Raw genomic sequence first — 13,209 nt, 5'->3', positions numbered from 1 at the left:
GGTTCAGGCGGCGCGCGACGGCACCGTGTAGGACGGCACGCTGCCGCCTTGGGATGGCAGCGTGCCCTTGAGGCTTTGCAAGGTGACGTGCTGGTGTCCGTCGACCTCCTGAAAGACCTTGAAGACCTTTTCCTGTGCCGGGGTCGAGGTCACGAAGTCCTGGTAGGCCTTGACCAGCAGGTCACGGTAGAGGCCATACAGCGCCTGTTCGTTGTCCTCGGGCAGACCGGGCGTCTGGCGGATGTACTGGTAGAAGCGCTTGAGGATGTGCAGTCGGCTGACGTGCACCACCGTGGCTTCGTAGGGCACACCGAAGAAGTCGAGGAAGTCTTCGGCCGAGGACAGCCGTTGCAGCGCAAGCGTGAGGTTTTCCATCATGAGGACACTCCCGATCGTGAGGCGAAGGTGGGTTGGGCACAGGGGTGGCCGTCGACCTCGCAGCTGTGGCAGGCGTCGTCGCCGGTGTGGGGCGGGGCGGCCTGCCCCTTGAGCAACTTCACCTCGGATTCCAGTTCGGCGATGCGGTCCAGCAGGCAGCCGATGGCCTTGCCGACCGGGTCGGGGATGAGGTGATGCTGCAGGTCGATGCGGTCACTGGCCTGGCGGGGCTCGCGCCGGATGACGATGCGCCCCGGGATGCCCACCACCGTGGCGGCATCGGGTACGTTGTCGATCACCACCGAGTTGGCGGCCACCCGTGCGCCGTGGCCCACCGTGATCGGGCCCAGGATCTTGGCCCCTGCGCCCACGACCACACCGTGGCCCAGCGTGGGGTGGCGCTTGCCCGGTTGCCAGGTGGTGCCGCCCAGTGTCACACCGTGGTAGAGCGTGACGTCGTCACCGATCTCGGCCGTCTCGCCGATCACCACGCAGGCCCCGTGGTCGATGAAAAAGCGGCGTCCGATGCGCGCCCCGGGATGGATGTCCACATTGGTGAGCCAGCGTGCAATGAAGGACAGCAGCCGGGCGCCATAGCGCGCGCCGTGGCGCCAGAGCGCATGGGCCAGCCTGTACAGGGCCACGGCCTGCACACCCGGGTAGATGGTCCACACCTCGAACAGGTTGCGGGCAGCCGGGTCGCGTGTCAGCACACACGCGACATCCTCCTTGAGCAGGCGCCACCATCCCGGTGCGGTTGACGGGCTGGCCGCCACGTCCGCAACGGGGCCGTCCTCGGTGTCGAGCAGCGGGATGGCGTGCAGCCCGGGGTCATCGCGCTTCATTGCGTGGCCCCTTCGGTCGGGTGGCTGGCTTCCAGGAAGAAACGCTGCAGCTCGTCCGCGGTGGGCGGGCGCTTGGCATGCACCGCATGGGCGCGGATGCGGGCCAGCAGCGCTTGCACCTGGGGTTCCACCACCGGCAACCCCATCGCCTGGTAGGCCGAACGGACGGCCCGCGACCCCGAGTGCTTGCCCAGCACCGTTTCGCGCTGGCGCCCGAGCTCGGCCGGATCGAAGCCTTCGTAGGTGTGCGGGTTCTTCAGCAGCCCGTCGACGTGGATGCCCGATTCATGCCGGAACACCGCTTCGCCGACGATGCTCTTGTTGGGCGCCACCTGCCGGCCGGACGCCGTCGCCACCAGCTTGGAGATGGCGCACAGCGAGCGGGTGTCGACCCCGCTGTCGGCGCTGTGCAGGTGACGCAGGCCCATCACGATCTCTTCCAGCGGGGCATTGCCCGCGCGCTCGCCCAGGCCGTTGACGGTGGTGTTCACGTGCGTCGCGCCGGCACGCAGCGCGGCCAGCGTGTTGGCGGTGGCCAGCCCCAGATCGTCGTGTGCGTGCATCTCGATGTCGATGTCCACGGCCCGGCGCAGGCCGGCAATCGCGTCCACCGTGCTGAATGGGTCCAGCACGCCCAGCGTGTCGGCGAACCGCAGGCGCCTGGCGCCGCAGTCCTGCGCCATGCGCGCCACCGCGGCCAGGAAGTGCGGGTCGGCGCGAGACGCGTCCTCGAGCCCGACAGACACGGTGATCCCGTCATGTGCCAGCGGCCACACGAAGCGCTCGATCTGCTCGAGCACCCACATCCGGCCCTGTGCCAGCTTGTGCTGAAGGTGGATGTCCGAAACCGGGATGGACAGGTGCACGATGTCGGCCTGGCACAGGCTGGCCGCGGCGACATCGGCTTCGCACATCCGGCCCCACACCATCAGCCGGCTGCGCAGGCCGAGTGCCGCAATGGCGTTGATGGTGGCCACCTCCACGTCGCCCATCGCCGGAATGCCGATTTCCATCTCGGGCACCCCCGCCTCGGACAAGGCCGTGGCGATGGCGCACTTCTCCTCGACCGAGAAGGCCACGCCGGCGGTCTGTTCGCCGTCGCGCAGGGTGGTGTCGTTGATGATGGGGGCAGACATGGCAGGATCGCAGGGCGGGTTGCGGTTCACTTGCAGGCTGTTCTGCAAGGGGTGTGCCATGTGCGATCAGGTCTTCTGAATCGCTTCAAGCTATTGAAAACAAAAGCGTTTTTTCTGATCGATGCGCATGTGATGGGGCGGTGGTGTCTGGTCCGGTCCAGGCTGTCGGAGGGGCTTGTCGGGTTTGTTTTCTTTGCCACATGCAGAGCGCCCCGTCACGAAGGCCAGCGGCCAAAACAAAGCCGCCTGCAAGGAGGCGGCTTCGAATCTGCAAGGGCATAGGCTCACTCAATGAGCCGGTGAAGTTGAGTGTGCGAGAAGGCAGGCATTCAAGGCCGTTCCCGCGCCAGGTTGCGCGTGTGGCGTGGCAGCTCGATCGTCAGGTCTGCGCCGCGCAGCTTCACGCAGCAGGCCAGGCGCGAGCAGGGCTCCAGGCCCCAGGCATTGTCCAGCTCATCGTTCTCGTCATCGTCCGGCGCGGCCAGCGCGTCGCCTCCCTGGCGCACCAGTACATGGCAAGTGGCACAAGCCGCCACCATGTCGCACGCGTGCTCGATGGCCACCCCGTGGGCCAGCAGCGCCTCACACAATGAGCTTCCCGAGGCCACTTCGAACTGCACCCCTTCGGGACACAACTGGCTGTGCGGCAGCACCGTGACAATGGGCATGGTGGCGTCCTCAGCTGAGCGTGGCCAGCACGCGGCCTGACAGGGCCTTTCGGATGCCGGCGTCCATCCGGCGTGCGGCAAAGGCGGTCGTGACGGCATTGAGGGCCTGGCACGCTGACTTCACCGCATCGGTGTCGGCTTGCGTCTCCAGCCGATCCGCCACCAGGTTGATGGCATCGCGCACCTGCTGCCGCTCCAGCGGCGACAGCAGGGCTTCGCCGTCCTCGGCCAGGGCCGCTTCGGTGGCATCCAGCAGGCGCCGTGCGTCCACCTGGGCCTCGCGCAGCATGCGCAGGCGCATGTCCTCGTCGGCGTGGCCCACACTGTCCTTCAGCATGGCGGCGATCTGGTCGTTGTCCAGGCCGTATGACGGCTTGACCTGAACTTCGGTGGCCACCCCGGTGCTCTGCTCTCGGGCGCTGACGCTCAACAGGCCATCGGCGTCGATCTGAAAGGTGACCCGGATGCGCGCAGCACCGGCCACCATGGGCGGGATGCCGCGCAAAGTGAAGCGGGCCAGCGAGCGGCAGTCCTTGACGCCTTCGCGCTCGCCTTGCACGACATGCAGGCTCATCGCGGTCTGCCCGTCCTTGAAGGTCGTGAAGTCCTGCGCCCGCGATGCCGGCAGGGTGGTGTTGCGCGGAATGATCTTCTCGACCAGGCCACCCATGGTCTCCAGCCCCAGCGAAAGCGGGCACACATCCAGCAGCAGCCAGCCCCCATCGCCCTGCCGGTTGCCCACCAGGGCGTCGGCCTGGATGGCGGCACCCAGTGCGACCACCTCGTCCGGATTGAGATCGGTCAGCGGTTCCTGCTCGAACATCCGCGCCACGGCCTCCCGGACCACGGGCATGCGTGTGGAGCCGCCCACCAGCACGACCCCGTCCACCTCGTCGATCTCGACGGCGGCGTCCTTCAGGGCACGTCGGGTGGCCGACAGCGTCTTCTGGATCAACCCCCGCGTCAGGTCGGCAAAGACCTCGCGCGTCAGCGTGGCGGCGCGGGTATCGGCCGGGTTGCCGGGCAGGGCCAGCGGCACATCGACCGCCGCGTAGCCCGACAGCGCCTCCTTGGCGGCCCGAGCGCAGATCAGCAGGTGCTGCCGATCCTGCGGGCCCAGCGCGGTCCAGTCCTGTTCGGCCTGCGTGGCCGTCCACATCGCCAGCACCCGGTCGACGTCGTCACCGCCGAGTGCCGAGTCCCCGCCGGTCGACAGGACCTCGAACACGCCGCGCGACAGCCTCAGGACCGAGACATCGAACGTGCCCCCTCCGAGGTCGTAGACCACATACGTGCCTTCAGATCCCTTGTCCAGTCCGTACGCGATGGCTGCGGCGGTCGGCTCGTTGAGCAGGCGGAGCACCGGCAGGCCGGCCAGGCGTGCGGCGTCCTTGGTGGCCTGGCGCTGTGCATCATCGAAGTAGGCGGGCACCGTGATCACCACGCCGGTCAGGGGGCCGCCCAGTGCGGCTTCGGCCCGCGCGCCCAACGTGCGCAGGATGTCTGCCGAGACCTCCACGGGAGACTTCAGCCCCGCCGCCGTCTCCACCATCACCATGCCCGGCTGCTCGACCAGGCGATAGGCCGGCGCGCCGGACGATTCGATGTCGGCCAGGCTGCGGCCCATCAGGCGCTTGACCGATGCGATCGTGTTCAAGGGGTCGGTGGCCTGTGCTTCCAGCGCATCGGCGCCGACCGTCACGACGCCGTTGAGGGCATAGCGCACCACCGAGGGCAGCAGCAGGCGTCCGTGTGCGTCGGCCATCGACCGCGGCACGGCACTCATCACGCTGGCCACCAGCGAATTGGTCGTACCCAGGTCGATGCCCGCCGCCAGCCGGTGCTGATGAGGGGCCGCGCTCTGTCCCGGCTCGGCAATCTGCAGCAGTGCCATGCTCGATCCCTCAGACGGCGAAGCTCTCGCCACACCCGCATGCCGCCTTGGCGTTCGGGTTGTGGAACTTGAAGCCTTCGTTCAGGCCCTCGCGCACGAAATCCAGCTCGGTGCCGTCCAGAAAGGGCAGGCTCTTGGGGTCGACCAGCAGTGTCAGACCATGGCTCTGAAAGGCCACGTCCTCAGGCTGGGGCTCGTCGACGAACTCCATCGCGTACGCCAGGCCCGAGCACCCGCTGGTCTTCACTGCCAGGCGCAGGCCGATGCCCTTGCCCCGTTTCGCCAGCGACTTCTGCACGTGGCGGGCCGCCGTGTCGGTCATGGTGATGGGCATGGTGCACCTCACACCGAGAACGAACTGCCGCAGCCACAGGTGGTCTGCGCGTTCGGGTTGTGGATCACGAAGCGCGAGCCTTCCAGCCCGTCCTCGTAGTCGATGTCGGCCCCGAGCAGGTACTGCAGGCTCATCATGTCCACGACCATGGTCACCCCGTCGCGCTCGATGGCGGTGTCGTCGTCGGCGACCTTGTCGTCGAACGCGAAGCCATAAGAGAAGCCGGAGCAGCCCCCGCCGGTCACATACAGCCGCAGCTTCAACGCCGGGTTGTTTTCTTCGGCAATCAGCTCGGCCACCTTGGCGGCCGCGGCGCTGCTGAAGTGAAGGGGCGGGGGCGGCACATCGGCCGTGGAAGTCGCAGGGGCGACAGCGTCAAGGGTGGTGTCCATGAGGGTCTCCGGCAGAAAGGGCAGGGCAGGGCGCCATCAGGTCGGCGCGCACACGGGCTGGTCTCCCAGCGTGACGGGGCCATCGGCCGCGCGTGCCGTGGCCGTGCGAGCCTGGTAGTCGGCAACGGCCGCCTTGATCGCGTCTTCGGCCAGGATCGAGCAATGGATCTTGACCGGCGGCAGGGCGAGTTCCTCGGCGATCTGCGTGTTCTTGATCTCGAGCGCCTGGTCCAGCGTCTTGCCCCGCACCCACTCGGTCACAAGCGAGCTCGAAGCAATGGCCGAGCCGCAGCCATAGGTCTTGAAGCGCGCATCCTCGATCACGCCCGTGGCGGGATTGACCTTGATCTGCAGCTTCATCACGTCGCCGCAGGCCGGCGCGCCGACCATGCCCGTGGCCACGCCTTCCTCGTCGGCCGCGAAACTGCCGACATTGCGCGGGTTCTCGTAGTGGTCGATGACCTTGTCGCTGTATGCCATGGGGTGCTCTCCTGGATGGGGTTGTCTGCAGACAGGGTGCGCTCAGTGCGCCGCCCACTGGATGCTGTCGAGGTCGATGCCCGAGCGCACCATGTCCCACAGCGGGCTCATGTCGCGCAGCTTGCGGACCACCTCGCTGACCCGGGCGACCGTGAAGTCGACTTCGTCGACCGTGGTGTAGCGGCCCAGCGAGAAGCGCACCGAGCTGTGGGCCAGTTCGTCGCTGCGGCCCATGGCGCGCAACACGTAGCTGGGCTCGAGGCTGGCCGATGTGCAGGCGGAGCCGGAGGACACGGCCACATCCTTCATGCCCATCAGCAGCGACTCGCCCTCGACGTAGTTGAAGCTCACATTGAGGTGGTGCGGCGTGCGGTGGGTCAGATGGCCGTTGAGGTGGACCTCCTCGAGCGCCTGCAAGCCTTGCCACAGGCGATCACGCAGGGCGCGGATGCGTTCGCGTTCGGCCCCCATCTCCCGCGCGGCGATGTGGAAGGCCTCGCCCATGCCGACGATCTGGTGCGTCGGCAACGTGCCCGAGCGCATGCCCCGCTCGTGCCCGCCACCGTGCATCTGGGCCTCGATGCGGATGCGCGGCTTGCGGCGCACATACAGAGCGCCGATGCCTTTCGGGCCGTAGCTCTTGTGGGCCGACATCGACATCAGGTCGATGGGCAACTCGCTCAGGTCGATGTCGACCTTGCCTGTGGCCTGCGCCGCATCGACGTGGAAGATCACCCCGCGGCTGCGGCAGAGGTGGCCCAGGGCGGCCACGTCCTGGATCACGCCGGTCTCGTTGTTGACGAACATGACCGAGGCCAGCACTGTGTCCGGTCGCAGCGCCGCCTTGAACTGGTCCAGGTCCAGGAGCCCGTCGGGCATCACCGGCAACACCGTCACCTCCCATCCCTGGCGCTCCATCTCGCGCACGGTGTCGAGCACGGCCTTGTGCTCTGTGGCCACCGTGACGATGTGCCGACCCTTGCCCTGATAGAACTGCGCCGCCCCTTTGATGGCGAGGTTGTTGCTCTCGGTGGCGCCGGAGGTCCACACCACCTCGCGCGGGTCGGCGCCGATCAGCAGGGCCACCTGTTCCCGTGCGATCTCGACCGCCTCCTCGGCAGCCCAGCCATAGGCGTGGGACCGGCTCGCCGGGTTGCCGAAGCGCTCGCTGAGGTAACTCATCATCCGGGATGCCACGCGGGGGTCGACCGGTGTCGTGGCCGCGTAATCCAGGTAGATCGGACGCTTGGGCAGGATGGTCATGAGGGGCGCTCCTTGGGGCGGTCGGGGCAAGTGGGGCTTGCAACCCTGTGCCGGCCTCATTGCAAGGCCGGTGCCATGTGCCCGCTCCTGGCGCAAGTCCTTGAAACGAAAAGAAAAAACGCCGATGCCCCGGTCAAGGGGCATCGGCGCTGCGGCGTGGGAACTGTGCGGTTTGTCGGGTTTGTGTCAGGGGCGTGCCAGCCACTGTCGGGCCAGCGCCACCCAGAACGACGCGCCCACCGGAATCAGGCCATCGTGGAAGTCGTAGCTGGGGTTGTGCAGCATGCAGGGGCCCAGGCCGTGGCCGCCTTCGCGGTGCGTGCCATCGCCGTTGCCGATCACGAAATAGGCGCCGGGCTTGTGCTGCAGGAAGAAGCTGAAGTCCTCGGCGCCCATCGTCGGCTCGAAGGCCTGCACCCGGGCCGGTCCCACCACCGAGGCCATCACCTCGCGGGCGAACGCGGTCTCGGCGGGGTGGTTGATCGTCGGCGGGTAGTTGCGATGGAAGTCGAACGTGGCCCGGGCGCCAAAGGCCGCGCACAACTGCGTGGTCAATTCGCGCATGCGCGCCTCGATCAGGTCCAGCGCTTCCAGGGTGAACGTGCGCACGGTGCCCCGCATCGTGACGGCATCGGGAATCACATTGGTCGCCTCGCCCGCCTCGATCATGGTCACCGAGATCACCCCGGTCTCGATGGGCTTGAGGTTGCGCGTCAGGATGGTCTGGAAGGCCTGCACCAGCTGACAGGCCACCGGCACCGGGTCCAGGCCCAGGTGGGGCATCGCACCATGACAGCCCTTGCCCTCGATGCGGATGGTGAAGTCGTTGCTCGACGCGAAGCAGGGGCCGTCCTTGATGGCGAACGTGCCGGCGGGCAGCCCAGGCCAGTTGTGCATGCCGAAGATGGCCTCCATCGGGAAGCGCTCGAACAGCCCGTCGCGGATCATCTCGCGGGCGCCTCCGCCGCCTTCCTCTGCCGGCTGGAAGACGAGGTAGACCGTGCCATCGAAATCGCGGTGCGACGACAGATGCCGCGCCGCCGCCAGGAGCATGGCCGTGTGCCCATCGTGCCCACAGGCGTGCATGCGCCCCGGGTGGCGGCTGGCGTGGGCAAAGGTGTTGTGCTCCGTCATGGGCAGGGCGTCCATGTCGGCCCGCAGCCCCACGGCGCGCGGGCCAGGGCGTCCCTGTATCACACCGACCACGCCGGTCTTGCCCAGCCCGCGGTGCACCTCGATGCCCCAGCCGGTCAGGGTGTCGGCCACGAGGTCGCTGGTCCGCACCTCTTCGAAGCACAGCTCGGGGTGTGCATGCAGGTCGCGGCGCAGAGCCTGGATCTCGGCGGCGTGGGCCGCGACATCGGGCAGCACGCAGTCGGCAAGGTCGGGCGGTGTGAGGGACATGGTCTGGACGGATGGCGACGCGTTGATTCGGGAATCTTACCTGTCGCCCCTGCTTCCGGAGGGTGGCCCCATGCGCCGTGGGGGCCCTTGCATGCCGCGTTCTTCGTATAGTGTGGCCATCGGGGCGATGTCGGCCCCGATGCGATCACCGAAGGAGACCTGCACGATGAGCGAAGTGCGTTACGAACGCGACCACACCCTGGGCCTGGAGAAGGCGCGCGAACTGGCCAAGGAATGGGCCAACGGCGCGGCCCGCCAGATGGGGCTGGAGTGCCAGCACACCGAAGGGGCCGAGCAGGATGTGCTGACTTTCGAGCGCATGGGCGTGACCGGCACCATGACCGTCACGGGCACCCGCTTCGAGCTGCTCGTGAAGCTCGGTCTGATGATGGCCGCCTTCAAGCCCATGATCGAGGCCGAGGTGGCGAAGAACCTCGGCCGCATCATCGACAAGGCATCCGGCACCCAGGCCTGACGCCTTTTCGTGCCGGGGCGCTCAGCCCTGGCGCGCCTTCAGCGAGGCGATCAGGTCGATGTACGCCTGCTGCGCCTCGGCCTGGCCCTTGCCCTTGAGGGCCGCCCAGGCGTCGTACTTGGCGCGGCCCACGAAATCCATCATGCCCGGGCGGTCGCCCTGCACATCGCCCACGCTGCCTTGCTTGAACAGCGAGTAGATCTGCAGCAGGGTGTTGTTGTCGGGCTTGCTGGTCAGCTGCTTGGATTCGACAACGGCCTGTTCGAAACGGGCTTGCAGGTCGGACATGAATGGCTCCTCAGGTCAGCGGTTGGGTTGAAACGGCGCGATGTTAAAGCCTGTGTACCGATCGGTACCATGTCCGGCCCGCTGTGCCGCGCCTCTCCCCCTCAAAGCAGTGGCTCGGCACGGGACATGGCCCAGCGCCTAGAATCGGCCCCCTCATGAGCGCCGTATCCTTTCAGCACATCAGCAAGTCCTTTGCGTCCGGCGGCCGCACCGTGCACGCCCTGAACGACGTCAGCTTCGACATCGAAGAAGGCGAGTTCTTCGGCCTGCTGGGCCCCAATGGCGCGGGCAAGACCACGCTGATCAGCATTCTTGCCGGTCTGGCGCGCGCCAGCCAGGGTACGGTCCGCGTGCAGGGCCATGACGTCGTGAGCGACTATGCCGCGGCGCGCCGCGCGCTGGGTGTCGTGCCCCAGGAACTGGTGTTCGACCCGTTCTTTTCGGTTCGCGAAACGCTGCGCATCCAGAGCGCCTACTTCGGCCTGAACCGCAACGACGACTGGATCGACGAGTTGCTGGCCCACCTGGGCCTGAGCGACAAGGCCGACGCCAACATGCGTCAGTTGTCTGGCGGCATGAAACGCCGGGTGCTCGTGGCCCAGGCGCTGGTCCACCGACCGCCTGTCATCGTGCTGGACGAACCCACCGCCGGCGTGGATGTGGAGTTGCGCCAGACGCTGTGGCAGTTCATCGCCCGGCTCAACAAGCAAGGACACGCGGTGCTGCTCACCACCCACTATCTGGAAGAGGCCGAGGCTCTGTGCCAGCGCATCGGCATGCTCAAGCAGGGGCAACTCGTGGCGCTGGACCGCACCTCGGCGCTGCTGGCCCGCACGGCGTCCACCATGTTGCGCTTCAAGACCGACGGCGTGTTGCCGCCTTCTCTGGCCGATCGGGCGCGAATCACAGGGCGCATCGTTCAGCTGCCCGCGCGGGATGCCGCCGAGGTCGAGCAGATCCTGGCGACCCTGCGTCAGGCCGGCTGCCTGGTAGAGGACCTGGAAATGGGGCGAGCCGACCTGGAAGACGTCTTTCTCGCCATCATGCAGGGGCGGGCGACCGATTCGGCCCAGGAGGTGTCCGCATGAGTTGGCTCGGATCGTTTCAAGGCGCGCGCCCCCTGTTCGTCAAAGAGGTGATGCGGTTCTGGAAGGTCAGCTTCCAGACGGTGGGCGCACCGGTGCTCACTGCCGTGCTGTACCTCCTGATCTTCGGGCATGTGCTCGAGGACCACGTGCAGGTCTTCGATGGTGTCGGCTACACCCGCTTCCTGATCCCGGGGCTGGTGATGATGAGCCTGTTGCAGAACGCGTTCGCCAACACGTCCTCCTCGCTGATCCAGAGCAAGATCACCGGCAACCTGGTGTTCGTGCTGCTGACCCCGTTGTCCCACCGAGCCTGGTTTCTGGCCTACGTCGGCGCTTCATTGGTCCGCGGGCTGGCTGTCGGGGCGGGTGTCCTGCTGGCCACCGCGTGGTTCGCCCCGCCCGGCCTGGCCGAGCCGGTCTGGGCGCTGGTGTTCGCCGTCCTGGGGGGCACCCTGCTGGGAGCGCTGGGCCTGATCGCCGACCTGTGGGCCGACAAGTTCGACCAGATGGCGGCCTTCCAGAACTTCATCATCGTGCCGATGACCTTTCTGTCCGGCGTCTTCTATTCGGTGCATTCGCTGCCGCCGTTCTGGTTGGGCCTCTCGCACCTGAACCCCTTCTTCTACCTGATCGACGGGTTCCGCCGCGGCTTCTTCGGGGCGAGTGACGTCAGCCCCTGGCTCAGCCTCGCCGTGGTGGCGACTGCCGCGCTGGGTGTTTCCCTCCTGGCGCTGCGCCTGCTCAAGACCGGCTACAAAATCCGCAACTGAGCCCCATTCTTTCCTTTTCTCCATCTGAAAGTGCTGCCTCCCATGGCCAACCCCACGCCCACTGAAGTCCGTGACTACATCGCGAATGGCCTGCCGTGTGACCACCTCGAGGTCGACGGCGATGGCCAGCATTTCTTCGCCACCATCGTCTCGGCCGAGTTCGACGGCAAGAACCGCGTCGCGCGCCACCAGCGTGTCTACCAGGCCCTGGGCGATAGAATGCGAGCCGAGATCCACGCGCTGTCGATGAAGACGCTGACGCCCGCCGAGTGGGCCGCCCAGTCCCGTTGACCCCTTCCGGGGACGCGGCCGGGCACAGGTTGCCTTCGACGCACGCGGTTCCCACACCGGCTTCGGCCCCTCATCGACACTTTTTTCGCAGGCGCGACCTCCGCATGGGCGGCGGGTTCGCGCCCTTTGTGCTTTCATGGACAAACTCCTGATCCGCGGCGGTCGCCGCCTGCAAGGCGACGTCATCATCTCCGGTGCCAAGAACGCGGCCCTGCCTGACCTGTGCGCCGTGCTGCTCAGTGCCGAGCCGGTGGCGCTGGCCAACGTGCCGCAGCTCCAGGACGTCAACACCACCCTGAAGCTGCTGGCCAACATGGGCGTGGTGGCCGCACGCCAGGCCGACGACGCCAGCACCCTCGTGCTGGACGCAGGCCAGGTGAACAACCCCGAGGCGCCGTACGAGTTGGTCAAGACCATGCGTGCCTCCATCCTCGTGCTGGGCCCGCTGCTGGCCCGTTTCGGCCGCGCCCGCGTGTCGCTGCCGGGTGGCTGCGCCATCGGCTCGCGCCCGGTTGACCAGCACATCAAGGGCCTGCAGGCCATGGGTGCGCAGATCACGGTCGAGCACGGCTACATCGAGGCGCGCACGCCGGCCGGCGCGGACGGCCAGCCCGGCCGCCTCAAGGGCGCGCGCATCACCACCGACATGGTCACCGTCACGGGCACCGAAAACCTGATGATGGCCGCGACGCTGGCCGAGGGCGAAACCATCCTCGAGAACGCCGCGCTGGAGCCGGAAATCGTTGACCTCGCCAACCTGCTGATCGCCATGGGCGCGAAGATCGAAGGGCAGGGCACGCACCGCATCCGCATCCAGGGCGTCGAGCGCCTGCACGGGCTGCCGCTGGCGCAGGCCCACCAGATCATCCCCGACCGCATTGAAACGGGCACCTTCCTGTGCGCCGTGGGCGCGGCCGGCGGCGACGTCACCCTGCGTCGCACCAACGGCGATCTGCTCGAGACCGTGATCGACAAGCTGCGCGAAGCCGGCGTCACCATCGAGGTGGGGGCCGACTTCATCCGCGTGCAGGGCACCGGCCGCCCGAAAGCCGTGGGCTTCCGCACCAAGGAGCACCCGGGCTTCCCGACCGACATGCAGGCCCAGTTCATGGCGCTCAACTGCGTGGCCGAGGGCACGGCCGCCATCCACGAGACCATCTTCGAAAACCGCTTCATGCACGTCAACGAGCTGATCCGTCTGGGCGCGAAGATCGAGGTCGATGGGCACAGCGCGGTCGTCACCGGCGTGCCCAAGCTGTCCGGTGCCACCGTGATGGCCACCGACCTGCGCGCCTCGGCCAGCCTCGTGATCGCCGGCCTGGTGGCCGAAGGCGAGACGCTGGTCGACCGCATCTACCACCTCGACCGGGGCTATGACCGCATGGAAGCCAAGTTGCGCGCCATCGGTGCCGACATCACCCGTGTGAAATGACCCACCCCCTACGCGCTTCGCGCGCCCCCTCAAGGGGGCGACACCAGCAGCCCGGCCAAGCCGGATCTGCG

16 protein-coding genes are annotated in these 13,209 nt (G+C 67.5%); 5 read left to right on the top strand and 11 right to left on the bottom strand.

The genetic code is table 11. The annotated features are described in order from the left end of the window. Window positions 1-3 precede the first annotated feature (3 nt). From nifW to QZ709_RS18950, 10 genes are all read right to left on the bottom strand, one after another. Window positions 4-375 carry a nitrogenase stabilizing/protective protein NifW gene (gene nifW, locus QZ709_RS18995; protein ID WP_294639134.1) on the bottom strand — a complete coding sequence of 124 codons (372 nt, stop codon included), beginning with the start codon at window positions 373-375 and terminating at the stop codon, window positions 4-6. Next, on the bottom strand, window positions 375-1,223 hold the full coding sequence (gene cysE, locus QZ709_RS18990) for a serine O-acetyltransferase (RefSeq protein ID WP_294639095.1): 849 nt from the start codon (window positions 1,221-1,223) through the stop codon (window positions 375-377). The genes nifW and cysE overlap by 1 nt, the downstream gene beginning before the upstream one ends. Beyond that, the gene (gene nifV / locus QZ709_RS18985; protein ID WP_294639094.1) at window positions 1,220-2,359 is read right to left on the bottom strand and encodes a homocitrate synthase; all 1,140 of its coding nucleotides are present in this window, start codon (window positions 2,357-2,359) and stop codon (window positions 1,220-1,222) included. The genes cysE and nifV overlap by 4 nt, the downstream gene beginning before the upstream one ends. A 329-nt stretch (window positions 2,360-2,688) precedes the next feature. Beyond that, on the bottom strand, window positions 2,689-3,027 hold the full coding sequence (locus QZ709_RS18980) for a 2Fe-2S iron-sulfur cluster-binding protein (RefSeq protein ID WP_294639093.1): 339 nt from the start codon (window positions 3,025-3,027) through the stop codon (window positions 2,689-2,691). Between the two features lie 10 nt (window positions 3,028-3,037). Then, on the bottom strand, window positions 3,038-4,921 hold the full coding sequence (hscA, locus tag QZ709_RS18975) for a Fe-S protein assembly chaperone HscA (RefSeq protein WP_294639092.1): 1,884 nt from the start codon (window positions 4,919-4,921) through the stop codon (window positions 3,038-3,040). 10 nt (window positions 4,922-4,931) lie between these two features. Next, window positions 4,932-5,255 (bottom strand): iron-sulfur cluster assembly protein IscA, encoded by a 324-nt coding sequence (iscA, locus tag QZ709_RS18970; RefSeq protein ID WP_294639091.1) that lies wholly within the window; start codon window positions 5,253-5,255, stop codon window positions 4,932-4,934. A gap of 8 nt (window positions 5,256-5,263) precedes the next feature. After that, window positions 5,264-5,647, bottom strand: coding sequence for an iron-sulfur cluster insertion protein ErpA (gene erpA / locus QZ709_RS18965; RefSeq protein WP_294639090.1), 384 nt, complete (start codon window positions 5,645-5,647; stop codon window positions 5,264-5,266). A gap of 36 nt (window positions 5,648-5,683) precedes the next feature. Next, window positions 5,684-6,127, bottom strand: coding sequence for a Fe-S cluster assembly scaffold IscU (gene iscU / locus QZ709_RS18960; protein WP_294639088.1), 444 nt, complete (start codon window positions 6,125-6,127; stop codon window positions 5,684-5,686). 42 nt (window positions 6,128-6,169) lie between these two features. Continuing rightward, window positions 6,170-7,390, bottom strand: coding sequence for an IscS subfamily cysteine desulfurase (locus QZ709_RS18955; RefSeq protein WP_294639087.1), 1,221 nt, complete (start codon window positions 7,388-7,390; stop codon window positions 6,170-6,172). Between the two features lie 186 nt (window positions 7,391-7,576). Then, entirely contained in the window at window positions 7,577-8,794 is a 1,218-nt protein-coding gene (locus tag QZ709_RS18950) for a M20 aminoacylase family protein (RefSeq protein ID WP_294639085.1), read from the bottom strand. Between the two features lie 166 nt (window positions 8,795-8,960). Between QZ709_RS18950 and QZ709_RS18945 the strand changes: the two genes are divergently transcribed. Continuing rightward, window positions 8,961-9,269: a polyhydroxyalkanoic acid system family protein gene (locus QZ709_RS18945; RefSeq protein ID WP_294639083.1), complete on the top strand. Its 309-nt coding sequence runs from the start codon at window positions 8,961-8,963 to the stop codon at window positions 9,267-9,269. A 21-nt stretch (window positions 9,270-9,290) separates the two neighbouring features. Here QZ709_RS18945 and QZ709_RS18940 read toward each other — a convergent pair whose 3' ends face one another. Further along, entirely contained in the window at window positions 9,291-9,557 is a 267-nt protein-coding gene (locus QZ709_RS18940) for an acyl-CoA-binding protein (RefSeq protein WP_294639082.1), read from the bottom strand. 155 nt (window positions 9,558-9,712) lie between these two features. Here QZ709_RS18940 and QZ709_RS18935 point away from each other — a divergent pair, with 155 nt between their 5' ends. From QZ709_RS18935 to murA, 4 genes are all read left to right on the top strand, one after another. Then, on the top strand, window positions 9,713-10,645 hold the full coding sequence (locus QZ709_RS18935; protein ID WP_294639081.1) for an ABC transporter ATP-binding protein: 933 nt from the start codon (window positions 9,713-9,715) through the stop codon (window positions 10,643-10,645). Continuing rightward, a complete protein-coding gene (locus QZ709_RS18930) occupies window positions 10,642-11,415 on the top strand; it encodes an ABC transporter permease (RefSeq protein ID WP_294639080.1) in 774 nt (257 codons plus the stop codon). Before QZ709_RS18935 ends, QZ709_RS18930 begins: the two co-directional genes overlap by 4 nt. Before the next feature lie 42 nt (window positions 11,416-11,457). Beyond that, complete coding sequence (locus QZ709_RS18925) at window positions 11,458-11,706, top strand: BolA family protein (protein WP_294639079.1); 249 nt, start codon at window positions 11,458-11,460, stop codon at window positions 11,704-11,706. Between the two features lie 136 nt (window positions 11,707-11,842). Next, the gene (gene murA, locus QZ709_RS18920; protein ID WP_294639077.1) at window positions 11,843-13,138 is read left to right on the top strand and encodes a UDP-N-acetylglucosamine 1-carboxyvinyltransferase; all 1,296 of its coding nucleotides are present in this window, start codon (window positions 11,843-11,845) and stop codon (window positions 13,136-13,138) included. Window positions 13,139-13,209 lie beyond the last annotated feature (71 nt).

The sequence above is a fragment of the uncultured Aquabacterium sp. genome, assembly GCF_913773725.1.
Taxonomy (GTDB): Bacteria; Pseudomonadota; Gammaproteobacteria; order Burkholderiales; family Burkholderiaceae_C; genus Aquabacterium.
The sequence above is the reverse complement of the archived record's forward strand: the minus strand, read 5'-3'. Positions and strand labels throughout refer to the sequence as shown.